The sequence below is a fragment of the Limisphaera ngatamarikiensis genome (genome assembly GCF_011044775.1).
GTDB lineage: Bacteria > Verrucomicrobiota > Verrucomicrobiia > Limisphaerales > Limisphaeraceae > Limisphaera > Limisphaera ngatamarikiensis.
This window is the reverse complement of the sequence record NZ_JAAKYA010000027.1, coordinates 64,292-90,099: the sequence shown is the minus strand read 5'-3', so window position 1 is coordinate 90,099 and position 25,808 is coordinate 64,292. Positions and strand designations below refer to the sequence as shown.

Here is a 25,808-nt window from a genome sequence, read left to right as displayed (position 1 = left end):
ATCATCCGGACTTTACGGTGTCGCTGTGGGTCAACGGGCCGGTGCAGTCGGATCGGCGGGTTTTCTGCGAGGGTTCGCTGACCAACAACAATCCGATGTTCAGCATTGGGACGCACAACAGCGAGGCTGACGGGACGGTGGACATTTACATTCGCAACGACACGGGCGGGACGGTGGGGGATCATCGGCATTCGTTGGGGACGGCTTTTGACGGCACGTGGCATCATATTGCGTATGTGCAGCGGCAGGTGGGACCGGGGCTGTACCGGGCGCAGTTGTATGTGGATGGGCTGCCGGATCCGGTGGAGATCACGCCGGTACGGCCGCTGACGGCGATGGTCACGGCCGTTGGGATGGTGCGGCGGGCGGCGGCCTCGGCCTGGTTTACCGGGTTGATTGACGAGGTGGCGCTCTGGAACCGGGCCCTCACACCGGAGGAAATCCAGATCCTGCAACAAACCCCCATCACCAACCCGCCCTCCCGGGTGTTGCCGCTGGTGATCAGCCGGTTCCGGACGGATCTGCCGGCGGTGGTCCGCGGCGGCACCACCACCCTGCGCTGGGAGGTCAGCAGGGACGTTTCCCAGGTGGAAATCACGCCCCTGGGCGACGTCACCGCACAGACCGTGGCCGGTGTGGGCAGCCGAACCCTGACGGTCACGGAGCCCATGACGCTGGTTCTGACCATCCGGCGCGGGTTGGATACATTGTCGGCCACCACGCAGGTGGCCGTGGTGGATGGCGTGGCGCCGAACTGGGTGGTGCTGGACACGTTTGATCAGTACGCCGAAGGACCATTGGCCCCGCAGGGGTACTGGAGCGACGCCACCGGCAATTCCGGCCGGGTCATCACCACCAACGGCCATCGCGCGCTGCGGACGCCCAGCGCCAACAGCGTCGGATTCCTGCTGTTGCGTGATCTGTCCATCCAGCCCGGCCAGGCCCGGACGCTGTTCTTCCGGGTCATTGCCGGAGAGCCGAATGCCACCGGGATCACCAACGTGGTGGGCATCACCGACAAGAGCATGCGGGGCTACGGCGATGCGTTCTTCAACATCGGACCGGTGGTGTACTTCACGGCGTTTACGAACGATCTGCTGGGGATCCAGACCAACTCCTGGTACATCGGGGCACGCAACGGCTGGTTTGGCAACAACGCCAGCCCTCCGCCCGACTTCGCCCCCGAGCCGCTCCAGCCCGGCGTCGTTTACAACGTCTGGATCAACATCACCAACGCCGACGAAAACGTGGGCATGTTCGACACCTTCTCGGTCTACATCCAGAAGGAAGGGGACACCGAACGCACGCTGTTGTTCCAGGATTACCTGACCGATCGCGACCCGTACTACGTGGATCCGGTCTTGGGCGGCCTGGGACCGGTCATGGACAAGCTGATTGTGCTGGGCAACAGCGCCAGCTTCAGCGCCGTCTTTGACGACTTCTATCTCAGCACCGGCGGTTGGAACGCCACCGTGCCCAAGGCCTACCTGTTCGCCCCCACCGAGCCTGCGGTGTTGTCGGTCCGGAAGGTCGGCGCGCAGATTGAGCTGCAATGGAACCGGGGCGTGCTGCAGCATGCGCCGGCGGTGACCGGGCCATGGACGGATGTGCCTGGCAACCCGGCCTCGCCCTTCCGGGTGACTCCGAGCGAGACGATGCGGTTCTACCGGACCCGTCAGTAACGCGGGGCCGCGGTACGCCCGGCAGGGCGGTTGAAAGGGGCTTTCGGCTCCCGCGCCTGCGGATCGGTCCGTGCACCGGTCCGCAGGCTTTTTTGATCCGGGGCCCATGTTCAGAGGGAGGGCTTCTTTTGCCGGACCATCCGTGTGCCCGGCCATGGCGGACGCCGGCATGGTGCGGTGTCCGGGACTTGCGTGGATGGCCCGGCTGACGTTCACTGGCGCCCATGAAACGATGTTTTGAACCGGTTGGTCCCCGGGCGGCTTTGCTGGCGTTGTGTTTGGCCGCGGTTACGTTGGCTGCTGCATCCCGCGATTTTGAAGGTCGGTATGCTCTCACCCTGCCGGATGGGAGTGCCGGCTGGCTGGGCATTGTTCGCACCAACGGCGGTTGGGTGGGATCCATCATGTGGAGCGCGGGCAGTGTGGTGCCGGTGGATGCCGTCGAGGTGCGCGGCGATACCCTAGTGGTAACGCGCATCCACGAGCGCAAGGAGAAGAACGCGGAAGGACGCGAGGTCACCGTCCGGGAGCAGGAGATCATCGAGGGGCGCTGGGTTGGGGATCAGTTGGAGTTCACCACCCGCCGTCAGACGCGCGGTGGTTGGACCGAGCCGCAGAAGTTCACCGGCAAACCGATTCCGCCCCTGCCGCCGCGACCCGACCTGAGCCGGATCCGGTTCGGTGAGCCCATCGTGTTGTTCAACGGCCGCGACCTGACCGGCTGGCGTCCGTTCGGCGGACGGAACGGCTGGCGGGCCGCCGATGGGATCCTGATCAACGAGGCGCCCCAGCCCGAGGGCGGCCACATTGCCTATGCAAACCTGCGCACGGAACGGGAATTCGAGGATTTCAACCTGCGACTCGAACTGCGACTGCCGCCCAACGGCAACAGCGGCATTTACCTGCGCGGCATCTACGAGGTGCAGGTGGCCGATTCCTTCGGCAAACCGCCCAGCATGCACGGCATGGGTGCCATCTACAGCCGCATTACCCCCACCGAAAACGCGGCCAAACCGGCCGGCGAATGGCAATCCTACGACATCACGCTGGTGGACCGGCACGTGACGGTGATCTTGAACGGGCGCAAAATCATCGACAACCAGCCGTTGTTGGGTTGTACCGGCGGCGCTTTGTGGTCGGATGAACTTCGACCGGGCCCCATCTACCTGCAGGGCGATCACACGAGCGTGGAATATCGCAACCTGGTGTTGCGACCGGTGCTGAAGTAACGCCGGCGGGACGGGTTGCTCCCCCGGCCTCCCGACCGGACCGGTTGGCGGGTGCAAGAGGCGTCTTTTGCGCGGGCCGGGAATCTGCTAGCTGTGATGCTGTGCAGAGGTCGTGGCCTCAACCGTTTCGTCCGCGCAACCTTGTCCCCGCGGGTGCCTGGACACTGGTGCTGACGCTCCTGGTGGGAGCCGGCTGTGTCCACGCCACCCGGTCTGGTCCGCCCTCTGTCCGGTTGCCGGAAACGTTCAGCCGCTCCGGTTCGGACCCCATGCCAGAACCATGGTGGCGGGATCTTGGTGATCCGGTGCTGTCGGGGCTGATTGAGCAGGCCCTGGGAGAACAACCCGGCTTGCTGGCCGTGTGGGCGCGGCTGGAGCAGGCCCAGGCCCTGGCCCGGAAAGCCGGAGCGGGATTGTGGCCCACCCTCGACGCTCGCGGCCAGGCCAGCCGCACCCATGAGAGGTTCGAAGCCCCCGGCGGCCGTGCCACCAGTCGATCGGCCGCCGACCTCTTTTTGGGGGCTGCGGCTGCATACGAACTGGACGTGTGGGGGCGGGTCCGGGCGACGCGGGAGGCTGCCTTGCAAGACGCACATGCCGCCGGGGCCCAGGTGCAGGTCGCCGCACTCACCCTGTCGGCCCAAATTGCCACCGTTTGGTTCCAATGGGCGGCGCAACGTGCCCTGGTGGCGCTCTGGGAGCGGCAGGCAGTGCTGCAATCCAACATGCTGCGGTTGGTGGAGGCGCGTTTTGAACGCGGCCAGGTGGGTGCCGCCGACGTGCTTCGTCAGCGTCAGGTTGTGGAGAGTGTGCATGGGAACCTGCTGGTGGCCCGGGCCCAGACCGAACTGCTGCGGCAACAGCTCGCAGTGTTGTTGGGGCGCGCACCCGGCGAGCCCATCCCCGAACCGGACCCCGAACTGCCACCGCTGCCGCCGCTGCCGCAGACCGGTGTGCCGGCCGAACTGGTCCTGCGCCGACCGGACTTGCAGGCCGGTTATCATTCGCTGTTGGCGGCCGACGCGCGTCTGGCTGCGGCGGTGGCCGATCGGTTTCCGCGCCTGAGTCTGTCGGCACAGATCAGCACCGACGGCAACAGCACGCGCGTGTTGCTGGATCAGTGGCTGGCGACGTTGGCGGCGAATCTGACCGCACCCATCCTGGACGGCGGGGCACGACGGGCCGAGGTGGATTACCGCCGCGCGGTGGTGGCCGAGCGATTTCACGCCTTTCGTCAGGCCGCTCTGGAGGCGGTGGCCGAGGTTGAAACCGCGTTGATCCGGGAACAACAGTTGGAAGGTCTCCGCACCAGTTTAAGCCGGCAGTTGGAGCTGGCGGACCGCACCGTGGACCGCCTTCGGGACAGTTACAGCAAGGGCACCGTGGATTACCTGCGGGTTTTGGACGCGCTGCTCACCCAACAGGGCCTGCAGCGGGCCGAGCTGGAGACCCGGCGCGACCTGTGGTTGCAACGGGTGACGCTCTGCCGCGCCCTTGCGGGCGGCTGGAGCCTGCCCCGACCCGACCCGCTGGATCAGGTCTCCGCCACCGCTGCCGGACCGCCGCAAACCGTATCGCATCCCGTGCCGTCGTCATGAGTCCGCCCCATCATGCATCCCAGCCCCGGATCACAGAGGGTTCGACCGTTTCCCCGGTCCGACGGATCTACCGATTTTTGCTCCCGTTGCTGGTGCTGGGGGCCGGAGCGGGTGCGGCGTACTGGTTGATCCTCACCGCACCCCACGTGCGGCCCCGGCCCGTGGAACATCAGGCCCGGTTGGTCGAGGTGGTTCCCGTCCGGTTCGGCCTCGAAACCGTTCGGTTACCCGCCTTTGGCACGGTCATTCCGGCCCGGGAAGTCACCCTGTATCCGCGCGTTTCCGGTGAAATTGTCCGGATCGCCGAGACCTTCCAGCCCGGCAGCCGGTTTGAGGCGGGGGCTGAGCTGGTGCGGATTGATCCCCGCGACTTTCAACTGGCGGTGGCGCAGCGGGAGAGCGAACTGGTGCAGGCCCGGGGTGCCCTGGCGCTGGAACAGGGCCAGCAGGCCGTGGCGCGCAAGGAGTACGAACTGCTGGGCCGTGAAATTCCGGAAGCGGATCGCGACCTTGTGCTGCGCATGCCGCAGTTGCGGCAGGCGGAGGCCCGTGTGCAGGCGGCCGAGGCGGCGCTGGAACAGGCCCGGCTCAACCTTGAACGAACCGTCGTCCGTGCCCCTTTCAACTGCGTGGTGCGCGAACGGTTTGTCAACGTGGGCAGTCAGGTGACGCCCGCCACGCCCGTGGCCACCCTGGCCGGCACGGACGAGTACTGGGTCGAAACCACCGTACCCGTGGACGACCTGCATTGGCTGGCCATTCCGAACTGGAGTAGTTCAACCGGGTCGGTGGCGCGGGTTTGGCGTGTGGGGACTTCACCCGCCCGTGCGGCGTGGTCGGGGGTGATTCTGAAACTGCTGCCCGATTTGGAGAAACAGGGTCGGCTGGCCCGGCTGCTGGTCTCGGTGGAACGGCCGTGGGGTCGCGAACCGCAGCCGGACGGGCCACCCCCGTTGTTGCTGGGGGATGCGGTGCGGCTCGAGCTGCAGGGTCGGACTGTTCGCGCAGCGGTGATCGATCGCCGGTGGTTCCGCGACGGTGATCAGCTCTGGATCATGAACGAACGGGACGAACTGGAAATCCGGTCGGTGGAGGTGGCGTTTCGGGGGCCGGATTCGTTGTGGGTGACGGGGGGTTTGCGCGAGGGTGAACGGATTGTGATCAGTGAACTGCCTGCGGCCGTGCCCGGCCTGCCGTTGCGCGTGGCCGGCGGCGGGGAGCCGTCCCCTGCGGTGTCCACCACGGCAGGGGCGGGTGCACGGGTGCCCTCCACCGGCACCTGACCGGAGGCGCGTCCATGACACCGGCCGACTCCCATCTCTCCCGTGGACCGATCGCCTGGATGGTGCACAACCGGGTGACGCCCAACCTGCTCATGTTGTTTTTGTTGGTGGGCGGCCTGGTGATGAGTTTGCGGATCCGGAAGGAGGTGTTCCCCGAGTTTGAGACGGACCTGGTCATGGTCCGCGTGGCCTACCCGGGTGCGAGTCCCGAGGAGGTCGAACAGGGGATCATTCTGGCCATTGAGGAGGCGGTGCGGGGGCTGGAAGGGGTCAAGGAGGTTCGGGCGCGCGCCTCCGAGGGCATGGGCACGGTGGAGGTGGAACTGCTCGGGGACGCCAACACCCAGAAAGCCTACATGGACATCAAACAGGCGATTGACCGCATCATCACCTTCCCGCGGGACGCAGAGGAGCCGGAGGTGGAGCTGGTGATGCGGCGGCGGGAGGTGGTGGTGTTGGCCGTGCACGGGGACGCCAGCGAATGGACCTTGCGCAACGTGGCCGAGGAGATCCGGGACCGTCTGCTGCAGGATCCCCGGATCACCCAGGTGGATTTCCTCGGGGCGCGCAACTACGAGGTTCATGTGGAGGTGCCCGGGGACCATTTGCGCGCCTACGGGCTGACCCTGGGGGAGATCGCTGCGCGCATCGCCGCCACCTCGGTCGAAGTGCCGGGAGGCGGTCTGAAAACACCGGCCGGTGAGGTGCTGGTCCGGTTCAAGGAACGACGCGACTGGGCGCGGGAGTTTGCGGATATTCCCATCATCACCAGCGCGTCCGGCAGTGTCGTGCGGCTGGGCGACATTGCGCAGGTGCGCGAAGGCTTCCAGGACGTGGACATCGAGGCAACCTTCAACGGGCAGCCGGCGGTGAGCCTGGCCGTGTACCGTGTGGGACGGCAGACGCCCATCAGCGTGTCCAATGCCGTGCGCGAAATCCTCGAGGAAATCCGGCCCCGGCTGCCGCCGGGGATCCAGTGCAGCATTCGCAGCGACAGTTCGGAGGTGTACCGCCAGCGGCTGGAACTGCTGGTGAAGAACGGGTTTTACGGGCTCTGCCTGGTGCTGCTGCTGCTGGGGTTGTTCCTGGAGTTCAAGCTGGCGTTCTGGGTGATGATGGGGATCCCGGTGTCGTTCCTGGGTTCGCTGATCCTGCTGCCCGGCATGGGGGTCACCATCAACATGATCTCCATGTTCGCCTATATCACGGCCCTGGGGATCGTGGTGGATGATGCCATCATCGTGGGGGAAAACATTTACGCACTGCGCCAGCGCGGCGTGGATTTTGTCACCGCCGCCATCCGGGGCGCACGGGAGATGGCCGTGCCCGTGGCCTTCAGTATCCTCACCAACATTGTCGCGTTTCTGCCGCTGTACTTCATGCCGGGAGAGTTCGGGAAAATCTGGCGGGTGATCCCGCTGGTGGTTGTCACGGCGTTTGTCATTTCGTGGGTTGAGTCGTTGCTGGTGTTGCCCTCGCACCTGGCCCACACGGCGAGCCGACCCCGCACCGGCCTGACCGCCCGGCTGCACCACTGGCAACAGGCGTTCGGACTGGCGTTCACCCGCTGGGTCGAACGGCGGTTCGGCCCGTTTCTGGCCGCGTGTCTGCGGCGGCGTTTGCTGACCGTGGCCGTGGCCTGTGCCGTTTGGATGGTGGTGGCGGCCTGGGTGGTCAGCGGCCGGATGGGTTTGATCCTCATGCCGCGCATCGAATCGGATTTCGCCTATGCAGCGGCCACGCTCCCGTACGGGAGCCCCGTGTCGCGCGTGGCCGAGGTGCGCGATCGGTTGCTGCAGGCGGCCCGCGCCGTGGCGGAGGAACACGGCGGCGACCGCCTGGTGACCGGTTTCCTCAGCGTGATCAACCAGAACACCGCGGAAATCCGGGTCTTTCTCACCGACCCCAAACAGCGTCCCATCTCCACCACCGAATTCACCCGGCTGTGGCGTGAACGGGTCGGCCCCGTGGTGGGGGTCCAGGCCCTGCAGTTCTACTCCGATCGGGGCGGACCGGGCGGTGGCGCCGCCCTCACCATCGAGCTCAGTCATCGCAACATCGAGGTGCTGGACCGTGCCAGCGAAAGGTTGGCCGCCCAGCTGGAAGAATTCCCCCATGTCCGGGACGTGGATGACGGGTATACCCCGGGCAAACCCCAGTTTGATTTCGTTCTGCGTCCCGAGGGGAGACAGCTCGGTCTGACCCCGCAGGAGGTGGCCCGGCAAATCCGGCACGCCTTTTATGGTGCCGAGGCACTCCGCCAGCAGCGCGGGCGCAACGAGGTCAAGGTGCTGGTACGCCTGCCGGAAGAGGAACGCCGACGCGAGTTCACCCTGGAAAACCTCCTCATCCGCACGCCATCGGGCCGGGACGTGCCGCTGCGCGACATTGTCGAGGCAAGCCGCGGCCGGGCCTATACGGCAATCCTCCGACGGGACGGCCGCCGTACCGTCCGGGTCACGGCCGATGTGGACCCGATCAGTGAAACGTCCAAGGTGAAGGAAACGCTGGACCGGACCCTGTTACCCCAACTGGCGCGCGATTTCCCCGGCCTCAGCTACGGTTACGCCGGCCGGCAACAGGACATGTCCGAAAGCCTGGAAAGCCTGTACGGCGGCTTTGCGCTGGCGCTGATGGCCATTTACTTCCTTTTGGCCGTGCCGTTCCGGAGCTACGGACATCCGCTGATCGTGATGGCCAGCATCCCGTTTGGCCTCGTCGGCGCAGTTTTGGGGCATTTGATCATGGGCTACAGCCTGAGTGTCATGAGCATGATGGGGATGGTGGCTTTGTCGGGTGTGGTGGTAAACGGGGCGCTGGTGCTCATCGAGTATGCCAACCATCGCCGGCGCGAGTTGGGTGAGTCGCCCATGGAAGCCATCCATCAGGCGGCGTTGCGCCGGTTTCGGCCCGTCCTGTTGACGACGCTGACCACTTTCGGCGGGCTGGCGCCCATGATCTTTGAGACCTCGCGACAGGCCCGATTCATGATCCCGATGGCGTTGTCGCTCGGGTACGGGATTCTGTTCGCCGCGTTGATTTCGCTGATTTTGGTGCCGTGCCTGTACGTTCTGTATGAGGACGTCCTGAACGCTGTGCGGCGCTGGTTCCGGGGCGGGCCACGGGTTCAACCCCAACCGGTCGGTGCCGGGACAGCCGTCGAAACGGAAGCCGCGTCGTTTCGCGGCTGAGGGCAGCCTGTAACGCGCAGCGGGAGGCCGGGGGCGAAAACCTCGGAGCGGTTGGCGGTGACGCCGGACCCGGCACGCAGCGGGGCTGCCGCAGCGCTACACCTTGATGCCGTAGGCCTTGATTTTGTTGTACAGGGTTTGCCGGCCGATACCGAGGCGGCGGGCCGCCTCGACCTTGTTACCTCCGGTGGCCTGGAGCATCTGGATGATCGCGTTGCGTTCCACCGCTTCCAGCAGGGTGAAATTGGTGTCGGAGGTGTCGGACTCGTCGCGTGTGCGGGTGATCGAAAGGTCGGACGCGTCGATCATGGGCCCGTCGCTCAGCAGGACCGCCCGCTGGATTTCGTTCTGGAGCTGGCGCACGTTGCCGGGCCAGTCGAAGCTGATCAACCGCTCGATGGCCGCGGGGGTAAAGCCGATGAAGTTGCGGTTGGCCTGGGCACTGAACCGGCGGAGGAAGGCCTGTGCGAGGGGCAGGATGTCGTCACGGCGTTCGCGCAGGGGGGGCAGGTGAATGGACACGGTGCTGATGCGGTAGTAGAGGTCCTCGCGCAGTTTGCCCTGTTTCATGGCCTCCTGAGGGTCGCGGTTGGTGGCGGTGATGATCCGGCAATTGGTTTTGTAGGTGGTTTTGCCGCCCACGGGACGCACCTCCTGATCCTGGAGCACGCGGAGCAGTTTGCTCTGGGTGTCCACGGGCATCTCGGCGATTTCGTCCAGGAAGAGGGTACCCCCTTCGGCCTGTCGGAAGAGTCCCTCGCGATCCGTGTGCGCGCCGGTGTAGGCTCCCTTGACGGAACCGAACAGCTCGCTTTCGATCAGCTCACGCGGCAGGGCGGCGCAATTGACCTCGATGATCCGGTTTTTGTTGCGCCGGCTCAGGCTGTGCAAAAGGTCGGCAATGACCTCCTTGCCGGTGCCGCTCTCGCCCGTGATCAGCACGGTGACATCCGTGGGCGCGATCCGTTCCACGGTGCGGATGACCGCCTGCATGGCGGCGCTTTTGAACACGGGCGAATTCGCACCGCTGAAGGTGGCCAGGGCATCGCGCAGGGCGCTGGCCTCGGCCTGCTGGGCCTTGTGTTCGAGGGCGCACTGCAGGTCGGCCAGGAGCTTCCCCAGCTCGAACGGTTTACTGATGAACGTGTAGGCGCCCAGCCGCCCCGCCTCCAGTGCCACGTCCAACGTGCCGTGCCCGCTGAGGATGATGATTTCCGCCTCGGGCCAGCGATGCCGGATGGTGGGCATGAGCGTCAGGCCGATGTCCTCCGGGGGGCCCCCGGCCAATTCGGGCAACTTATAGTCCAGCAACACCACGTCGGGCGCCTCCGCATCCAAAAGGCTCCGCAGCCCGGCGGCGCTGTCGGTGGTCAGGACTTCGTAGTCGTTCTGGCTGAGAAAGGTCCCGACCAGCTCCCGCATGTCCGGGTCGTCATCTACCAGGAGGATTCTCGCCTTCATAGCGTTGGTGTTCCCCGGGCTGCACAGGCCTGTACGAAAGCCTCGAAAATGGCCCGATGTTCCGGATACCGCCCCTGCAACCGCTCGGGATGAAACTGTACGGACAGAAGGAACGGCAATACACGGCGATGGGCCGGCGCCAGTTCCAGTCCCTCAATGACACCGTCCGGGCTCGTGGCCGTCGCCCGTAACAGGCCGGCGACACGGTTCACGGCCTGGTGATGCGTACTGTTGACCCCGAGCACCTGCTTCCGGGTTATACTGTGAAGCCGGGAGCCGGGTGTCAACCGCACGTCATGAACGACGTCGTCCTTGCGATCCGGTCGGTGATGATTCAATCCCCGGGGCCGCTGCACGGGCAAATCCCACAATCAGCGTCCCGCCCAGGGCCACATTCAGTAGTTGATGCCCCCGGCAGATCACCGGCAGGGGCTTGCGCTGGTCAAACACCTCTCGGAGCACCCGACGTTCCGTCAGATCGCGCCAGCCGTGATCGGGCGTGGGTTGGACCGTCTGCTGCAGGCGGGCGGGCAACCCGGTGCGGTACAGCCGGGGATTCAAATCGCCGCCGCTGGTGAGCAGCACACCATCGCACCGGGCCACCAGGTCCCGGATCGTGGTCTCCCCGACAACTGCGGGCAAAACCACCGGTAACGCCCCCGCCTGTTCCAAGGCCAGGCCGTAGGCCCAAGCCAGGCTGACCGAGTGATCCCCGAACTCCGTTCCCTCCGGGTCGACATCGGCCGTTACCAGAACCAGCGGCTTCCTGCCCACGCCGGGATTCTACCCGACGGTCCGGAATCTTGCGAGGTGTTCGACACTGCGGGAGTGGCGGGCCGGGGTTGTCCCCGGACCGGAACCACGGCCCGGAGGTTGTCGGGGCGCCCACCAGACCCGGGCCAGAGGTCTGGCCACTCCCCACGCGGTACGCGCGAACCAAAAGACCGGGTCGGCGGGAAAAGGTCCGGAAAGCCATGGATCCCCTGCGCGAGAAACGTGCTCCTGGAACCCGCAGCACCGGCGTGCTCCGGGGACGCGGAATTTCCCCATTGTGTTACTGGGCGGAGCCCGCCCAACCATGTCTGCACGGAGCCCACAGCACCGCGAGAAAGGTGGACGACGCGAAATGCGCGACAGTTGACACGCCGCCCACCTTGCCGGTGGCTGATCCCAATCGCCCCCGACCCGCCGCCGACAAACCCCTCCACCAACCCGTGCAAGGTCGGAAGCAGGTCTGACCGCCACAGGCTGTGGGGTGATGGGTCCATGTCGGCTCTGGTGCAATGCTTTTTCCTCCCGACGGGCCCGCCCGGCCTGCGCGGACCACCGGGCGACATGGCCCGCATGATGGAAGGCGTAAACCTTGCCGGGGCGCCGGGCATGGAGTCGGGCAGCCCTGCCTCCTGCGCGGCCCCGGCCGGGGTCCCTGATCGGTTCAACGTTCCGGGGCTGTCGGGGTCGTGGTTGCCTGTCCTGTGGCCGGGAGATCGGGCGGCGGGCCTGATTCCGGGGCGCGGGGCAGGGTGAAATAGAAGGTGGCACCGTGGCCGGGTCGGCTTTCGACCCAGACCCGGCCGCCATGGCGTTGGACGATGTGTTTGACGATGGCCAGGCCCAGGCCGGTGCCGCCCTGCTCCCGGGAACGTGCCTTGTCCACGCGGTAAAACCGTTCGAAGACCCGCTGACACGCCTCCGGGGGCAAGCCGGGGCCGTCATCCGTGACTGCCACGGTCACCTCGCCCGGTGAGTCCGCCCGGGCCCACACGGTCACGTGCCCCTCCGTGCGACCGTATTTAATGGCGTTGTCCAGGAGGTTGGCCAGCACCTGTTCCAACCGCAGGGGATCGGCCTGGACCGTCCAGGGCGGAACTGCGTTTTCCAGGCTGACCCGGCGGGCGGCCGCCCGCGGCTGGAACTCCTGGAGCATCTTGTCCACAAACTCCCGGAGACTCAGCGGTTGGAGTTGCAACGTGACCTGGCCGGACTCGAGTTGCGCCAGGGTGAGCAGGTCCTCGATGAGCAGTTCCAGACGGTTGGCGTTGCGGGCGATGGTTTGCAAACAACGCAATTGGAGGGCCGGATCCGTCGCGGCGCCCGACAGGAGGGTTTCCACATAGCCCTTGATGTGCGACAGGGGCGTGCGCAACTCGTGGCTCACGTTGGCCACGAACTCCTGGCGGACCCGTTCCAGCTGCCGGATGCGGGTGACGTCGTGGAATACCAGGATGGTGTAAAGCCGGCGTCCATCCGCCTGGAAGAGGGCGGCGGCACTGACCCGCAACCATCGTTCGGGCGGGCCGCTCCAGACCAGTTCCCGCGTCAGCGCAGGCTGGTCGGGGTTCAATTGGGCGGTGAGCTCGCCCAGCTCGGGCCATCGCGTGACCGCCATCAGGGTTTGACCCTCGGGCGGCATCCCCGGCTGCAGCAGCGTGCGAAAGGCCGGGTTGGCCAGCACCACCCGGTTTTCCTCGTCCAACAACAGGATGCCCTCGCTCAAGTTGTGCAAAACCGCGGTCAGGCGGGTTTGTGCCTCCTCGGCCAACTGGAGGTGCATCGCCTCCCAGCGCGCCCGTGCGCGTTGGTGGACCTCCAGCAGGTGCAGGTGACGGCGGCGCCAGGCAAGGTGCACCCCCACCAGCGCCCCCAGCAGCAACGCGCAAAGCACCCACGACAGCATTGCCTCACCATGACCCCGCGGCCGGAAAGATCAAGGGGCAAACCGGTACCCCACACCGCGCACCGTCTCCAGGTGCCGTGCCGCCGGTCCGAGTTTCTCCCGCAGTCGTCGCATGTGGGTGTCCACGGTCCGGCTGTCCACCGTGGGTGCGTAATCCCACACGTCGCGCAGCAGTTGTTCGCGACTCTGGACGCGGCCCCGGCGCTGCGCCAGGGTGACCAGCAATTTGAATTCCGTGGCGGTGAGGTTGACCGGCTGATCCTGCACCTTGACCTGGTGCGCCGGGATGTCGATTTCCAGGTCCTGAAAGCGCAGGATTTCCGTGGTCTCGGCGGGTTGCCTGCGTTCCAGGAGCTTGCGCACCCGCAGCACCAGTTCGCGCGGGCTGAACGGTTTGGTGACGTAATCGTCCGCACCCAGTTCCAGGCCCAGCACACGGTCCACCTCCGTGGCCCGGGCCGTCAGCATCAGGATGGGGATGGAGGCCGTGGCGGGATCGCGGCGCAGCAGCTTGCACACTTCCAGACCGTCCACCTCGGGCAACATCAGGTCCAGCACGATGAGCTGGGGCAGACGGGCCCGGGCCTTTTGCAGCGCTGTCGCGCCATCCTCCGCCCCGATGACCTCGAACCCGGCCTGGCGCAGATGAATCTCCACCAGCTCGAGCGTCTCCGGCTCGTCGTCCACCACCAGGATGCACGGTTTGGTTGCCATAATCTCAGACCGCGTTCGTCGGGGATGAAGAGGCGGATTTGCCGGTGTGCCGGATGTCGGCGGCCTCGCACAGGTAGACCACGTCCTCGGCGATGTTGGTGGCGTGGTCCGCGATGCGCTCGAGGCATTTGGCCACCGTGAGGACCTCCAGACACTGCGGCACCGCCTCGGGATGTTGTTGCATGTGCAGGATGAGCTTTTCCCGGATGGCCTTGTGGGTGGCGTCCACCGCCTGGTCGCGCGGGATCAGGGCGCGGGCCACGTCGGCGCTGCGCTGGACAAAGGCGTCCAGGGCCGCCTTCAACATGCTGCGGGCTTCCAGGGCCAGCGGTTCCAGATCCACCTCGATGCGGGCGGGTGGTTCCTGGGCCAGCGCGCGGGCACGTTTGGCGATCTTGGCGGCCTCATCGCCGATCCGCTCCAGGTTCTGGGAAATCTTCATGGCCATGGTGACCAGGCGAAGGTCCCGTGCCAGGGGCGCCTTGGCCAACAACACGATGGCCCGCTCGTCCACCTCCACCTCCAGCCGGTCCAGGATGCTGTCGGCGTCGCGCACGCGGGTGGCCAGCTCGGCGTCCCGGTTCTGGAACGCTTGCAGCGCCCGGTGCACCGCCTGTTCCGCCAGACTGCCCATCGTCAGGAGTCGCTCGTTCAATTCGTGCAGCTCGCGCTCAAACGGGATTTCCATGGCACACCTTTTCTCAGCCGAACCGGCCGGTCACGTAGTCCTCCGTCTGCTTGTGTTTCGGGCTGGTAAAAATCCTCTCGGTGGGCCCCCACTCGATGAGACGGCCCAGATAGAAAAAGGCGGTGAAATCCGAGATGCGCGCCGCCTGCTGCATGTTGTGGGTCACGATGACAATGGTGTACCGTTGCTTCAGCTCCAGAATGAGTTCCTCGATGCGGGCGGTGGCCACGGGATCCAGGGCCGAACAGGGCTCGTCCATCAGCAGAATTTCGGGTTCGTTCGCAATCGCCCGCGCAATGCACAGCCGCTGTTGCTGTCCGCCCGACAACCCCAGCGCGCTGCTGTGCAGACGGTCCTTGACCTCGTCCCACAACGCGGCGGCCCGCAGACAACGTTCCGCGGTTTCTTCCAGGACCGACCGCTGCCGCACGCCGGCCACGCGCAGCGGATAGACCACGTTTTCAAAAATCGATTTCGGGAACGGATTCGATTTCTGAAACACCATGCCGATGCGTTTCCGCAGGGCGATGACCTCCAGGTGAGGATCGAAGATGCTCTGGCCCCGGATGCGGATGTCGCCGCGGTGATGGGCCCCGTCAATCAGGTCGTTCATGCGGTTGATGCTCCGCAGCAGGGTGGTCTTGCCGCAACCGGACGGTCCGATCAACGCCGTGACCCGGCGTTCCGGAATGTCGAGGTGAACCCCGTGCAACACCTGATGCGTCCCGTAGAAGAAATCGTAGTTCTCGATCTGGATGAGGCGCGGGTCCGACCCGTCCGCGGCGGTGCCTGCAGGGGTGCCGACCGGTGCGGCACCTGCCGCAGCATTCACGTTCAAAGTCGGCCCCGGCGTTGGGGAGGGATTTTGCTCCATCGTCATTCGGCTGGTTGAAAATGTAACGACCATGCGCACGGGCTCCATTCCTAAAAGGCACTCGAGGCGTACTTGCGGCGGAGATGATTGCGAATCCCGATGGCCGTCAGGTTGAGCGTAATCACCAACGCCAGAAGGAACAGCGTGGTGGCAAACACCATCGGTTGCGCCGCATCACTGTCCGGCGACTGGAACCCCAGGTCGTAAATGTGGAACCCGAGGTGCATGAACTTTTGATCGAGGTGGATGTAGGGATAGGTGGTGTTGATGGGCAGTTCCGGGGCCAGCTTCACCACGCCCACCAGCATCAGCGGCGCCACTTCGCCCGCGCCGCGCGCCATCGCCAGGATCAACCCGGTCAAAATCCCCGGCGCCGCGGCCGGCAACACAACCCGCTGGATCGTCTGCCAGCGCGATGCCCCGCAGGCCAGCGACCCTTCCCGGACCGAACGCGGCACGGCGGCCAGCGCCTCCTCCGTGGCCACCACAACCACCGGCACGGTCATCAGGGCCAACGTCAGGCTCGCCCACAACAGACCCCCCGTCCCGAACGTCGGTGTCGGCAGCCGCTCGGCAAAAAACAGCCGGTCCACCTGACCTCCCAGGAAATACACGAAAAAGCCGAGCCCGAACACGCCGAACACGATGGAAGGTACCCCGGCCAGGTTGTTCACGGCGATGCGCACTGCCCGGGTGAACCACCCCTGGCGCGCGTACTCCCGCAAATACACCGCGGCCAGGACCCCAAAGGGCGTCACCGCCAGACTCATCAGCACCGTCATGACAAAGGTCCCGAAAATCGCCGGAAAAATCCCGCCTTCCGTGTTGGCTTCGCGCGGTTCCTCCGTCAAAAACTCCCAGACCCGCGAGGCAAACACCCGCAAACGGCCCCTGAAGCCCAGCTCGTTGGGTGCGTACCAGGCCAGGAGGCGTCCCACGGGCACGCGCAGTTCGCGTCCGTCCGGCAGGCGGCACACCAACTGGTCGCGTTCCTGGGCCTGTCGCAACACGCGCGCGCGGTCGGCCAGGGTCTGATACCGTGCCTCCAGCCGGGCCAGCCGTTGGGTCAATTGCTGCCATGCCTCGTCCGCAGGCCCGGGCGGACCCCCCTGAACCTCCCATCTTCGCAATTCCAGGTGCAGCGATTCCATCTCGCGGTTGATGCGCCCGATCTCGCGCTTTTCCAAACGGCGAATTTCCAGCCGCCGCTGCCGTGCCTCCTCCAGCAACCGGTCCAGCGTGGTGAAAAACTCCGGGTGCTCCGCCGTCAGGGGCTCCATGCCCGGAACCTCCACGGCCACCGGATACGCCAACAGGGGCCCGTACTCGGTTCGCTCGAAACGCAGGATCCCCCGCGCCAACCGCACCTCGGCAATGTCGGCCACGTCCACGTACCGGAAGGACTGGCCGTAGACCTCCTTGTTCCCCAGGAACATTTGCCATTCCCGGGGCACAGGTTTTGCCCCCACGGCCGATGGCAGGACGCCCGCCTTCTCACGATCCCGCACCCGTTCGCCCACCAGCCGCACCGGTGCCGCGCCCTCTCCGGCCGGCCGCAACGTCAGCTCCCAAACCCGCCGCGGCCAGAACGCCCTCAACCCCTCCACCAACACCAGGCCCAGCAAACCCAGAATCATCGCCAAGCCCAGCGTCAAACCCACGGCCGTGAACCAGACCCAGGGCTCCCCCGGCACTCGGACGCGCGGCATTGTCAGGAAGCTGCGATCCGCCATGGCTTCAGAGATTCTTGAACCGTTCCCGCAACCGCTGGCGGAGCACCTCCGCCGCGGTGTTAATCAAAAACGTGAACACGAACAACAACAACGCCCCCAAAAACAGCGCCCGATACAGCGTGCTGTGATGGGGAGCCTCCGGGAGTTCCACGGCCAGGTTCGCCGACAGCGTGCGCATCCCGGAAAACGGGTTGAAACTCAGGATGGGCGTGTTCCCCGTGGCCATGACCACGATCATGGTCTCGCCCACCGCCCGGCCCAACCCGACCATCAGCGCTGAAAAAATGCCGGCGGCCGCCGTGGGTACCACGACGTACAGCGCGGTTTGCCACCGGCTCGCTCCCAGCGCCAGCGAAGCGCTCCGTAGTGTGGCCGGCACATTGGACAGCGCATCCTCCGCCAGCGTGAAAATGATGGGGATGACCGCAAAACCCATCATGAACCCCACCACCACCGAGTTGCGCTGTTGAAAATCCGCCCCCGTGAACCAGGGCCACCAAAGGCGAAAATCCGCCACCCGTTCGCCCGTGACCGGATCCGCCACCACAAACACCCAGCGTTCCACCACCGGCCCCAGCCCCCACCCGGCCCAGACCGCACCCAACAGCACCGGAGCCAGAGCCAGGAACTCCCAGCCGGCCGGCACCTGCGCCCGCCAGCGGATGGGCAGGCGCGACCAGACGGCTCCCATCAACAGCGCCGTTAACGGCACCAGCAGAAAAATCATCAGCAGCGAGGGCACCCGCGTCTCGATGCGCGGCGCCAGCCACAACGCCCCCAGAAATCCCAGAACCACCGAGGGCAGCGATGCCATCACCTCCATCACCGGCTTGGCCACCCCCCGAAACCCGGGCGGAGCAAACTGCGACACATACAGCGCCCCCAGCAACGCCACCGGCACCGCAAACAACATTGCATAAAACGTCCCCTTCAGCGTCCCCACAATCAGCGGCACCATCGAAAGCTTGGGTTCAAACGCGTCGGACCCGCCCGTGGATTGCCACTCGTATCGCGGCCGGTCCGCCCCCTCATACCAGATCCGTCCGAAAAACGCCCGCCACCCCGCTTCCGGATGCGGATCGTCCAGCCGCAACAGCCGAAGCCGGCCCGTCTCATCCCAGAGAGCAATCCTATCGTACTTGCTGTTGATGGCGCACAACCGGATCGGCTCCGGCCATTGCCCCGTCCACCGGATGGTTTCCGTGGTGGCATAGCACAGGCGCACCTCGCCACGGTGCCCGACCAAAAAGGCCTTGTTTCGTTGACTGGCGGCAAAAAATCCGGGGGCACCCGGCAGGGAGGGAAACGAATGAATCGGACCAAACACACGGTCTGACCGGCCTTCGGGCCGGTAGAGCGAGTACAGGCGAAGGACCCCTTCGGGGTTGGCCAGCACCAGGGTCACATCGCCCAGCAGATACTCCATGAACGCCACGCCCGGGTGCGGCCGATCGGCAAAGGGCCGAAACACCTGGCGCAGCTCCAATTGTTGCCCCTCCCGCCGAAAGTAATAAACGGTGCCCGATTCCGTCGCCGCCACCACGCTGGCGGCGTCCCGGTCCACCAGCAACCGGTCCACCCGCCCGGTGATTTGCCCACTGAGATCGTACGTGGCGGCCACACGGATCCGACCCGCACCCAACAACCCGCGCGTCTGCGTCAGCAGCGCCGCCCGTACTTCCTGACGGCCGTCCACTTCCTGCACCACCGCCAGCAACTTGTCGGTCCCGCTGTCTCCATAATCGACCGCCCGGACCGGATACCCTTTGCTGGCCAGCTCCGGTAGCATCTGGGTCTCCACTTGCGGCTCTGCCACCGTCGCCGTGGAAGTCCCCGTGGGCGCGGGAAAGCGGAGGGCCACCCGCTCCACCTCGCCCTCCGCGGTTGCACAGAGAATCTCCTGCCGGCCCGGATGATACCGCCACGCCGTGAGTCGGACCTGTCGGCCTCCCCATAACGACCGACCGGGGAATCGTTGACCGGTTTCCAGGTCCGTAAAGTGGAGGGTCCCCTCTGCGTCCAACCAGAAGGCCGTGCGCCCGTGCTCGTCCAATCCCATCAGGACGGCTCCCCCCACCGGCAGGGAGAACTCCCGCATTGATATCACCCGCGCCGGCCGAAACAACGGCAACACCTGCCAGAGGATGAACACAAAAATGCCGAGCACGGCGGCGATGATGGCGAGCCCTCCCACCGTGATGAACCGGTTCATGAACCGGTCCCATAAAAGGATGCTCCGCGACGCCTCGTACCGGCGCGGCACCGAGCTTTGCTGGGGCGATGTCAGAATGGATTCTGACATGAACAGGTGCCCGTCCCCGGGTTTACCCGATGGCTGCGGGCTTTACTCCAGTTTCTTGAGTTCCTCCTCCACCACGGCAGCCGGTAACGGGTAGTAGCCGTCCTTGACGACCACCTCCTGACCCGCCCGCGACAGCACGTAACGCAGGAACTCCGCCGTCAGCCGGTCCAGGGGTCGCCCCGGCGGCTTGTTGACGTAAATGTAGAGAAAACGGGCCAGGGGATAATCCCCGTTCAGCGCGTTCTCCAAGGTCGGCTCGTGCGGTTTACCGTCCGCCCCCACCAACGGTACCGCGCGCACCCCGCTTGTCCTGTACCCGATCCCCGAATAACCCACCCCCGCCGGATCGTTCGCCACACCCTGCACCACCGAGGAGGAACCCGGTTGCTCCTTGACCTGGGGTTTGAAATCGCCGCCCAACAGGGCATGCTCCTTGAAGAAGCCATACGTCCCGGAAGCGCTGTTGCGCCCGTAGAGCGAGAGGGGTCGGTTGGCCCACGGCCCGGTCAACCCCAAATCCCCCCAACGCTCAACCGGTGGTCCGCCCCGCTTGCGGGTGGTCGAAAAGATGCTGTCAACCTGCGCCAGGGTCAGCGACTCGATCGGATTATCCCGGTGCACAAACACCGCCAACGTGTCAATGGCCACCCGGATGGCGGTCGGCTTGTACCCGAACTTCCGCTCAAAGGCGTCAATTTCAGCCCCCTTCATCTCCCGGCTCATTGGGCCCAACTGGGAGGTGCCCTCGATCAGGGCCGGCGGGGCTGTGGAGGAACCCTTGCCCTCCACTTGGATCCGCACGTTGGGGTAAAGGGCCTGAAACCCTTCGGCCCAAAAGGTCATGAGATTGTTGAGCGTGTCCGACCCGATCGAGTTCAGGTTCCCGGACACCCCGGGCACGCGCTGGTACACCGGCAGGTCCGGATCTACCTGCACCGGCGCAGCCCACACCGCCCAAGCCAGCCCACTCACGGCGGCCGCCACAACCTTCCATCCAATCCTGCTCATGGTCTTCCTCATGCCTTTCTTCGCTTGTTGTGTCCCCGACCGGTTCAACCGCCGCCCGGCGGCGCCGTTCCCCACACACGGAAGCACGGCCGACCGGTCGGTTGGGGCAGTTCTCCGCCCCGCCTTCAACCTCCGGGAGCCGGATCACGGTTTTTTGACGATTGTGTTACAACTCTGTGACGTCATCGGATGGCGAAGGTCCCGCGGGAGACCGGCCCCCGGCGCATGGGCGCCCCATGGGTGGGGGTTGACCCGAATTCCAACCAGGGCCAACCTGCTGACGGAACCATGCGACGTTACCTGCATCTCCTGATCCCCGCCGTGCTGGCCTGGGTCGGCGGAACCCAACTCGGTGCACACGACCGCGCCCGCACGCCAATCCGGATCCCGGACCTGCCCCAGTACCTCACGCTCAAATGCGACTTTCACACCCACACCGTGTTCTCCGACGGGAAGGTCTGGCCGGACATCCGGGCCGAGGAGGCCTGGCGTGAGGGCCTCGATGCCATTGCCATCACCGATCACATCGAACATCAACCGCACAAGAACGACCTGCCCACCGCACACAATCGTTCGTATCAGATTGCACGCGCCCACGGAGATGCCCTCCGCCTGATCATCATCCCGGGGTCCGAAATCACCCGTTCCATGCCGCCCGGCCATCTCAACGCCATCTTTCTCCGGGACGCTTCCAAACTGGACGTACCGGACTGGCGCGACGCCGTGGCCGAGGCCCGTCGCCAGGGAGCCTTCATCTTTTGGAACCATCCCGGCTGGCGGGCCCAGCAACCCGACGGCCGCGCGCGTTGGTATGCAGAACACGACGAATTGCTGGCCGGGGACCGGCTCCACGGCATCGAGGTGGTCAACGAACGCGAGTACTATCCGGAAGCCCATGCCTGGTGCCTGGAAAAAAACCTCACCATGCTGAGCAACTCAGATATCCACAACCCCATCGGCCTCGACTATGACCTCCACGCCGGCGATCGGAGACCTGTGACGCTGGTCTTCGCCCGGGAACGGACCCCGGAGGCCATCCGCGAGGCCCTTTTCGCACGTCGCACCGCGGTGTTGGCCGCCGGCCGGCTCATCGGTCGCGAAGAGTTCCTGCGCCCCATCTTTGAGAGGTCCATCCGGCTTCTCACGCCGGAGGTCCGCATCCGCGGCACCGGCAGCGCCTACCTCCAGATCCAAAACGACTCCGATATCACCTACGTGATCCAACCCGACCCGGGCGATTCGGACCTGGCCTTTCCCTCCGAGATCCGGCTGCCCGCCGGGCGCGTGGCCCTGATCCAGGTCCGCAGCCGGAAAAATGACCTCCAAACCACTCGCGAAGTCCAACTCACCGGGCAGGTCACAAACCTCCTCGTCCGGCCCGCTACCCCCATGACCGTCACCTTGCCCTTTCGAGCGGTGCTGTCACCCCAATAAAACCCTGCTGGCGCACCCCGGACCCATGCGTTTCTACGACGCACATAATCATCTGCAGGACGAGCGCTTTGGCGGACGGCAGGCCGAACTCCTCCAGCTCTGTCGCGCCCGGGGCATCACCGCCATGGTCGTCAACGGCTCGTGTGAAGAAGATTGGCCGCACGTGCTGGAGCTGGCCCGCCTTCATCCCGAGGTGATCCCCAGCTTTGGTTATCACCCCTGGTATGTGGGCGAGCGAAGTCCGGCCTGGCTCGACCAACTCCGCACCCGGCTCCGGGAAATCCCGTCGGCCGTGGGCGAAATCGGACTGGACCGCTGGAAACCCGACCTGCCCTACGAGGGACAGGAGGAGGTCTTCCTGGCCCAACTGCAACTGGCCGCCGAGGCCAACCTCCCGGCCAGCATCCACTGCCTGCGCGCCTGGGGACGTCTCTACGAACTGCTCCGCACGCATCCGCGTCCTGCCTGCGGGTTTTTGCTTCACAGCTACGGCGGTCCACCCGAAATGGTCCGGCCCCTGGCCCAACTCGGCGCCTACTTCTCCCTGCCCGGCTACTTTGCCCGCCCCGGGAAAACCCGCCAACAAGAGGCCTTTCGGCTCGTCCCGCCCGACCGCCTCCTGATCGAGACCGACGCGCCGGACCAGCTGCCCCCTCCGGAACGGCTGTTGCATCCCTTGCAGGACCAGCAGTCCGGCCGGCCCATCAATCACCCCGCCAACCTGCCGGCCGTCTATGCCTTTGCCGCAGAGCTGCGCGGTTGGTCGCTCGAAACCCTTGCGGCCCGGGTGGAAGAGAACTTCCACCGACTGTTCGGTCACGTCTGGCCCGGAAAGCTCTCCCCGCCAATCCAACGCACCACGACCGAGGCGACGGCAAACCCAAACGCCCCCGTCACATAACAGGCGGTGCCATACCCGCTGCGGCAATCCAACCGCAGATTCGTCCCGGGTACGGGGCGGGCGCAAACCGACCCGTCCGGCGCCGGATACACCGGCGGCTGGGGCGAATACACACACGGCACGCCCATCCTGCGACCCGGTTCGCGCGGGAACCCGTGCCGCGAACGCAACCACTTGCGCGTGGCCTGCAACAAACGGTCATGTGTCACCTCCGCCAGATCCGCCACCCGAATCCTCGTCGGATCAGTCCGGCCGCCGGCCCCGCCCGAACACACCACCCGCAACCCGCGTTCCCTGCACGCCGCAATCAAATGCGCCTTCAGCGCGGGCCGGTCGATCGCGTCCACCACCACGTCGTAGCATTCGCCGAGGATCTCTGCCGACGTGCCCGGCGTGTACTGCTTCTGCCAGGGCCGTACCCGGATCTCGGGCTGGATCAGCCGCACCCGCTCGGCCAACAGTTCGACCTTCGGCCGACCGAACTGCCCCGTCAGGGCCGGCAACTGCCGGTTCACATTCGTGATGCAAACCTCGTCGAAATCCACGAGCGTCAGTCCGCCCACACCCGTCCGCGCCAGCGCCTCCACCACCCACGATCCCACACCGCCCACCCCGATCACACAGACATGGGCGCGCCGCAAACGGTCCTGGACCTCGGCGCCCAGCAACCGTCGAACCCCGCCAAAACGTGCCTCGTAATCGCCTGTCACAGCCCGGGTCCAATACCCCGCAGCCCGAAGCACGATCAATCCCAAAGCCGGTCACCTGCCGCCGCCGGGGGTGTTTCAGTTTTTGGGCATCTCACCAACTCACCACGGTTCGGGGTGGCGCACGACCCGTTTTGGCGGGGCGCCGCCCACCATCTGCGCGACCACCTCAAAAAAGGCATCGTCCGACCGATGGCCGTCAATTCCGTCGCAACCATGAAGCGCAGGCCATGCCCGTCTGCGACTTGTGAGGCTTCTCCCATCCCGGCCGCATGCCCCCGGGCGTATGCACCGGGCGGCCGGTTCGGGCCGGTTGCCGCTGCGCGGGTCGCCTTTCGGTCCCTGCGTTTTTCTGTTGGCGGCATTCTCCGGGCGGGGCGACAGCCGGGGAAACCTGCAAAACCTCGCGTTCCCACGACGTCCCGCACGTCGGAGCCCTCGGCAACGATGGATCCCGGCGGGTGCAGGAAGGGCTTCCGCTCTGCCAGCCCTGGGCCCGAGAAAGGCGGTTGACGTCAGGACCGGGGTTTGTGCTCGCGGTTCACCTCCCCACGCGGTGAATCTGAGCCCGGCCGGTTGATGGGTTTTCGATCCCGGCCCGGCTGAATGGCCGTCGGGCCGACCCATGATGTTGGGTCCCTGGATGCGACCGCTGGAAGTGGATCCGACGGACCTTTTGCCGTGGTTTGAGGACGGGTTTGCACTGCGAGCGGGGTGCCCCGGTTGGGTGCGGTGCTTGCGTTGAAAGCCGTGGGGTGGTATGAGATCAAGTCCACGGCCGGCACCGGCCCGCGGACCATTAAAATTGTCGGTTGACAATCCGTGGGCGGTTCCCTACTTTACGGCCTTGGTCATAGGGCCGCAAAGAAAGGAACACCGTGCCAGCCCCCTTGGCGTCGTGCAGAAAACGGGCGGGGGCGGCGGGTTGTTGTCGTTTTTGCAGCCCGACCTGCATCGACGAGATTGGATGGGTCGGAAGCCCATGTAGCTCAGTCGGTAGAGCGCGTCCTTGGTAAGGACGAGGTCACCAGTTCGATCCTGGTCATGGGCTCCAGCTTTCGTCGAGAACAACGAAAACCAGGCAAACCAACGGAAAAGCGCAATGGGTAAAGAGCAATTTCAGCGTACGAAGCCGCACGTAAACGTCGGCACGATCGGTCACATCGACCACGGGAAGTCCACACTGACGGCAGCCATTGTGGCCGTGCAGGCCCGGAAGGGTCTGGCCAAGCCGATCAGTTACGCCGAAATCACCAAGGGTGGCACGGTCCGTGACGAAACCAAGACGGTCACGATCGCCGTGTCCCACGTGGAGTACGAGAGCGACAAGCGGCACTACGCACACGTGGACTGCCCCGGACACGCCGACTACATCAAGAACATGATCACCGGTGCGGCCCAGATGGACGGCGCAATCCTGGTGGTGGACGCGGCCGAAGGCCCGATGCCCCAGACGCGCGAGCACATCCTCTTGGCCCGTCAGGTGGGTGTGCCGGCCATCGTGGTGTTCCTGAACAAGGTGGACCTTGTGGACGATCCCGAGCTGTTGGATCTGGTGGAGATGGAGCTTCGGGATCTGCTGAAGAAATACGGCTTTGACGGGGACAACGCGCCCATCATCCGGGGCAGCGCCAAGAAGGCCCTGGCAGGCGATCCGGAAGGGGAAAAGGCCATTCAGGAACTGCTCAACGCGGTGGACGAGTACATCCCGCTGCCGACCCGCGAGATTGACAAGCCGTTCCTGATGAGCATCGAGGACGTGTTCAACATTGAAGGTCGCGGCACCGTCGTGACCGGCCGTGTGGAACGCGGTGTCCTGGAGCGGATGCAGGAGGTGGAGATCGTCGGACTGCGCGAGACCCGCAAGACGGTCGCCACCGACATTGAGATGTTCCGCAAGATCCTCGACAAGGCGGTGGCCGGCGACAACGTCGGCGTGCTGCTCCGCGGCATCAAGAAAGATGAGGTGGAGCGCGGCATGGTGCTGGCCAAACCCGGCTCCATCACCCCGCACACCCATTTCCGGGCCGAAGTGTACGTCCTGTCGAAGGAGGAAGGCGGTCGGCACACGCCCTTCTTTGTCAATTACCGTCCGCAGTTCTACTTCCGGACGACCGACGTCACCGGGGACGTTCGGGACATCCGGTCGTTGACGGGCGAGAAGGTTGAAATGGTGATGCCCGGAGATAATGTGAATTTGGAGGTCAAGGTCATTGCGCCCATCGCGATGGAACGCGGCCAACGGTTCGCGATTCGCGAGGGTGGCCGCACCATCGGGGCGGGTCGCGTGACCGAGATCATCGAATGAGGTCGGCGCGGCGGTTGA

Annotated in this window: 19 protein-coding genes and 1 tRNA gene; 9 read left to right on the top strand and 11 right to left on the bottom strand. The window is 65.5% G+C overall.

The window, feature by feature from the left end; genetic code table 11:
- The 5 genes from G4L39_RS04715 to G4L39_RS04695 form a co-directional block, all read left to right on the top strand.
- A partial coding sequence (locus G4L39_RS04715; protein WP_165106295.1) for a LamG domain-containing protein occupies positions 1-1,682 on the top strand: 1,682 nt, incomplete at its 5' end.
- Between the two features lie 224 nt (positions 1,683-1,906).
- On the top strand, positions 1,907-2,911 hold the full coding sequence (locus tag G4L39_RS04710; RefSeq protein ID WP_165106294.1) for a 3-keto-disaccharide hydrolase: 1,005 nt from the start codon (positions 1,907-1,909) through the stop codon (positions 2,909-2,911).
- A gap of 269 nt (positions 2,912-3,180) precedes the next feature.
- A complete protein-coding gene (locus tag G4L39_RS04705; RefSeq protein ID WP_165106293.1) occupies positions 3,181-4,509 on the top strand; it encodes an efflux transporter outer membrane subunit in 1,329 nt (442 codons plus the stop codon).
- Complete coding sequence (locus G4L39_RS04700) at positions 4,506-5,792, top strand: efflux RND transporter periplasmic adaptor subunit (RefSeq protein WP_165106291.1); 1,287 nt, start codon at positions 4,506-4,508, stop codon at positions 5,790-5,792. The genes G4L39_RS04705 and G4L39_RS04700 overlap by 4 nt, the downstream gene beginning before the upstream one ends.
- A gap of 14 nt (positions 5,793-5,806) precedes the next feature.
- Positions 5,807-8,983, top strand: coding sequence for an efflux RND transporter permease subunit (locus G4L39_RS04695; RefSeq protein WP_165106290.1), 3,177 nt, complete (start codon positions 5,807-5,809; stop codon positions 8,981-8,983).
- Between the two features lie 96 nt (positions 8,984-9,079).
- Here G4L39_RS04695 and G4L39_RS04690 read toward each other — a convergent pair whose 3' ends face one another.
- From G4L39_RS04690 to G4L39_RS04645, 10 genes are all read right to left on the bottom strand, one after another.
- Complete coding sequence (locus G4L39_RS04690; RefSeq protein ID WP_165106289.1) at positions 9,080-10,444, bottom strand: sigma-54-dependent transcriptional regulator; 1,365 nt, start codon at positions 10,442-10,444, stop codon at positions 9,080-9,082.
- Complete coding sequence (locus G4L39_RS15365; RefSeq protein WP_343203298.1) at positions 10,441-10,737, bottom strand: gamma-glutamyl-gamma-aminobutyrate hydrolase family protein; 297 nt, start codon at positions 10,735-10,737, stop codon at positions 10,441-10,443. Before G4L39_RS15365 ends, G4L39_RS04690 begins: the two co-directional genes overlap by 4 nt.
- 1 nt (position 10,738) lies before the next feature.
- Positions 10,739-11,218, bottom strand: a complete 480-nt coding sequence (locus G4L39_RS15360) for a gamma-glutamyl-gamma-aminobutyrate hydrolase family protein (protein ID WP_165106286.1) — start codon at positions 11,216-11,218, stop codon at positions 10,739-10,741.
- 661 nt (positions 11,219-11,879) lie between these two features.
- On the bottom strand, positions 11,880-13,121 hold the full coding sequence (locus G4L39_RS04675; protein ID WP_165106284.1) for a sensor histidine kinase: 1,242 nt from the start codon (positions 13,119-13,121) through the stop codon (positions 11,880-11,882).
- Positions 13,122-13,151: 30 nt separating this feature from the next.
- A complete protein-coding gene (locus tag G4L39_RS04670; protein WP_165106283.1) occupies positions 13,152-13,835 on the bottom strand; it encodes a response regulator in 684 nt (227 codons plus the stop codon).
- A 4-nt stretch (positions 13,836-13,839) separates the two neighbouring features.
- Positions 13,840-14,523 (bottom strand): phosphate signaling complex protein PhoU, encoded by a 684-nt coding sequence (gene phoU, locus G4L39_RS04665; protein ID WP_165106282.1) that lies wholly within the window; start codon positions 14,521-14,523, stop codon positions 13,840-13,842.
- A gap of 13 nt (positions 14,524-14,536) precedes the next feature.
- Entirely contained in the window at positions 14,537-15,403 is an 867-nt protein-coding gene (gene pstB / locus G4L39_RS04660; RefSeq protein WP_165106280.1) for a phosphate ABC transporter ATP-binding protein PstB, read from the bottom strand.
- Positions 15,404-15,447: 44 nt separating this feature from the next.
- Positions 15,448-17,130, bottom strand: coding sequence for a phosphate ABC transporter permease PstA (gene pstA / locus G4L39_RS04655; RefSeq protein WP_240893803.1), 1,683 nt, complete (start codon positions 17,128-17,130; stop codon positions 15,448-15,450).
- A gap of 4 nt (positions 17,131-17,134) precedes the next feature.
- Positions 17,135-19,432, bottom strand: a complete 2,298-nt coding sequence (locus G4L39_RS04650; protein ID WP_165106277.1) for an ABC transporter permease subunit — start codon at positions 19,430-19,432, stop codon at positions 17,135-17,137.
- Between the two features lie 42 nt (positions 19,433-19,474).
- On the bottom strand, positions 19,475-20,440 hold the full coding sequence (locus G4L39_RS04645; RefSeq protein ID WP_165106276.1) for a PstS family phosphate ABC transporter substrate-binding protein: 966 nt from the start codon (positions 20,438-20,440) through the stop codon (positions 19,475-19,477).
- A 288-nt stretch (positions 20,441-20,728) separates the two neighbouring features.
- Here G4L39_RS04645 and G4L39_RS04640 point away from each other — a divergent pair, with 288 nt between their 5' ends.
- Together G4L39_RS04640 and G4L39_RS04635 are read left to right on the top strand one after the other, a co-directional pair.
- Positions 20,729-21,874: an Sb-PDE family phosphodiesterase gene (locus G4L39_RS04640; RefSeq protein ID WP_165106275.1), complete on the top strand. Its 1,146-nt coding sequence runs from the start codon at positions 20,729-20,731 to the stop codon at positions 21,872-21,874.
- A 25-nt stretch (positions 21,875-21,899) separates the two neighbouring features.
- Positions 21,900-22,775 carry a TatD family hydrolase gene (locus tag G4L39_RS04635; RefSeq protein ID WP_165106273.1) on the top strand — a complete coding sequence of 292 codons (876 nt, stop codon included), beginning with the start codon at positions 21,900-21,902 and terminating at the stop codon, positions 22,773-22,775.
- Here G4L39_RS04635 and G4L39_RS04630 read toward each other — a convergent pair.
- Positions 22,691-23,518 (bottom strand): ThiF family adenylyltransferase, encoded by an 828-nt coding sequence (locus G4L39_RS04630; RefSeq protein ID WP_165106272.1) that lies wholly within the window; start codon positions 23,516-23,518, stop codon positions 22,691-22,693. The two genes, G4L39_RS04635 and G4L39_RS04630, sit on opposite strands and share 85 nt — an antisense overlap.
- A 942-nt stretch (positions 23,519-24,460) precedes the next feature.
- On the opposite strand from G4L39_RS04630, the gene G4L39_RS04625 reads away from it, so the two are divergent.
- Together G4L39_RS04625 and tuf are read left to right on the top strand one after the other, a co-directional pair.
- A tRNA-Thr gene (locus G4L39_RS04625) sits at positions 24,461-24,536 on the top strand.
- 48 nt (positions 24,537-24,584) lie between these two features.
- Positions 24,585-25,790: an elongation factor Tu gene (gene tuf / locus G4L39_RS04620; RefSeq protein WP_165106270.1), complete on the top strand. Its 1,206-nt coding sequence runs from the start codon at positions 24,585-24,587 to the stop codon at positions 25,788-25,790.
- Positions 25,791-25,808 lie beyond the last annotated feature (18 nt).

Excerpts from the sequence above, each read along its gene's own strand:
- G4L39_RS04710 (WP_165106294.1), top strand. The coding sequence starts at position 1,907 with ATGAAACGATGTTTTGAACCGGTTGGTCCCCGGGCGGCTTTGCTGGCG.
- G4L39_RS04705 (WP_165106293.1), top strand. The coding sequence starts at position 3,181 with ATGCCAGAACCATGGTGGCGGGATCTTGGTGATCCGGTGCTGTCGGGG.
- G4L39_RS04700 (WP_165106291.1), top strand. The coding sequence starts at position 4,506 with ATGAGTCCGCCCCATCATGCATCCCAGCCCCGGATCACAGAGGGTTCG.
- G4L39_RS04695 (WP_165106290.1), top strand. The coding sequence starts at position 5,807 with ATGACACCGGCCGACTCCCATCTCTCCCGTGGACCGATCGCCTGGATG.
- G4L39_RS04690 (WP_165106289.1), bottom strand. The coding sequence starts at position 10,444 with ATGAAGGCGAGAATCCTCCTGGTAGATGACGACCCGGACATGCGGGAG.
- G4L39_RS04675 (WP_165106284.1), bottom strand. The coding sequence starts at position 13,121 with ATGCTGTCGTGGGTGCTTTGCGCGTTGCTGCTGGGGGCGCTGGTGGGG.
- G4L39_RS04670 (WP_165106283.1), bottom strand. The coding sequence starts at position 13,835 with ATGGCAACCAAACCGTGCATCCTGGTGGTGGACGACGAGCCGGAGACG.
- phoU (WP_165106282.1), bottom strand. The coding sequence starts at position 14,523 with ATGGAAATCCCGTTTGAGCGCGAGCTGCACGAATTGAACGAGCGACTC.
- pstB (WP_165106280.1), bottom strand. The coding sequence starts at position 15,403 with ATGACGATGGAGCAAAATCCCTCCCCAACGCCGGGGCCGACTTTGAAC.
- pstA (WP_240893803.1), bottom strand. The coding sequence starts at position 17,130 with ATGGCGGATCGCAGCTTCCTGACAATGCCGCGCGTCCGAGTGCCGGGG.
- G4L39_RS04650 (WP_165106277.1), bottom strand. The coding sequence starts at position 19,432 with ATGTCAGAATCCATTCTGACATCGCCCCAGCAAAGCTCGGTGCCGCGC.
- G4L39_RS04645 (WP_165106276.1), bottom strand. The coding sequence starts at position 20,440 with ATGAGCAGGATTGGATGGAAGGTTGTGGCGGCCGCCGTGAGTGGGCTG.
- G4L39_RS04640 (WP_165106275.1), top strand. The coding sequence starts at position 20,729 with ATGCGACGTTACCTGCATCTCCTGATCCCCGCCGTGCTGGCCTGGGTC.
- G4L39_RS04635 (WP_165106273.1), top strand. The coding sequence starts at position 21,900 with ATGCGTTTCTACGACGCACATAATCATCTGCAGGACGAGCGCTTTGGC.
- tuf (WP_165106270.1), top strand. The coding sequence starts at position 24,585 with ATGGGTAAAGAGCAATTTCAGCGTACGAAGCCGCACGTAAACGTCGGC.